The 1181-nt window shown below is 67.1% G+C and carries 2 protein-coding genes; both read right to left on the minus strand.

The features are described 5' to 3' along the window. The coding region (locus AC1DT2_RS23955) for an alpha-amylase family glycosyl hydrolase (protein WP_477299192.1) at positions 1–597 on the minus strand (597 nt) is incomplete at its 3' end. Then, on the minus strand, positions 594–1181 hold a 588-nt coding region (locus tag AC1DT2_RS23960; RefSeq protein ID WP_477299194.1), incomplete at its 5' end, for a 4-alpha-glucanotransferase. The genes AC1DT2_RS23960 and AC1DT2_RS23955, both read right to left, overlap by 4 nt.

A 1181-nucleotide genomic window follows, 5' to 3' on the forward strand; every position in this document is an offset into this window, starting at 1 on the left:
ATGCAGCGCCGCCCGGCCGTCGTCGCTTTCCGGGTCATGCCGGGCGATGGCGTCGTCACCGAGCCCGGCAACGGACGCCGGTGACAACGGCAGGTCATCGTCGTAGAGACGAAGCACCCACTCTTCCTTGCGCCGGGCGAGACGAAGATGCCCGTTACGCAGGGTCTCGTCATAGCCGGCGCCGAGGATCGGCAAGAGGACGCGACTGCGCAAAAGGGGATCCGGCGCCTGCCAGTCGATGTCGAAATAATTCGCGTAGCGGCTCTCGCGTCCGTGACGCAGCACGTCCATCCACCAGGCATTCTGCGTGCCTACGCCCATGTGATTGGGCACGATGTCGACCACCAGGCTCATGCCATGCTCACGCAAGGCAGCCACGAGGCGCCGCAGCGCGTCTTCACCGCCGAGCTCGGGATTCACTTCGTGGCAGTCCACCACATCGTAACCGTGCGTGGAGCCCGCGCGTGCGCGCAGGATCGGCGACGCGTACAAGTGACTCACGCCGAGGCTGGCGTAATAGCCCACCACCGGAACGGCGTCGTCCAGCGTGAAGCCCGCATGGAACTGCAGGCGCGCCAAGGCACGCGGTGGACTCATGTGCGGTTCCGCGTCTTGTCGATCACATCGCAAACGGCGTGAGCGATCGGCCCGTCGAAAAGGCGCGAAGACGAGTCAGGCATACGGCGCCGCCAGTTCGGATGGATTGCGTCGGTCGGGCCCGGAAGGTTCGGCTGCTCGTGCAGTCCGAGGATGTCCTCCACCGGATAGATCGCCAGCGGCGCGGGCGCTTGCGCCACGTGTTTCGCCGCTGCCACGACCACGGGGGAGATGTCGTCCAGCCCCGGCGGCGCATCTTCGTTCCACGCCGACCCCGACGCGCACATGGCGCGCCACAGAAGCACCCGATCGCGCTCGCGCTGCAGGTTCTCGTCCACCGCAGGATCGTCGAGACCCGTCTTCTTCCGCCACTCCACGTCGCGGCCACTCCACCAGCCGGCCACGGTGGGCACATCGTGCGTGCTGGTCGTCGCCATGGCCTTCTCCGACCATTCGAGCGGCGAGACGAAGCCGCCATCCGCCGCGCGCTCGAACCAGAGCACGCGAATGCCGAGCACGCCCTTGTCGCCGATCGCCTGGCGGAAATCAGCCGGCACCGTACCGAGGTCCTCGCCGATCACGAT

Source organism: Luteibacter sp. P4_E6, assembly GCF_056401535.1.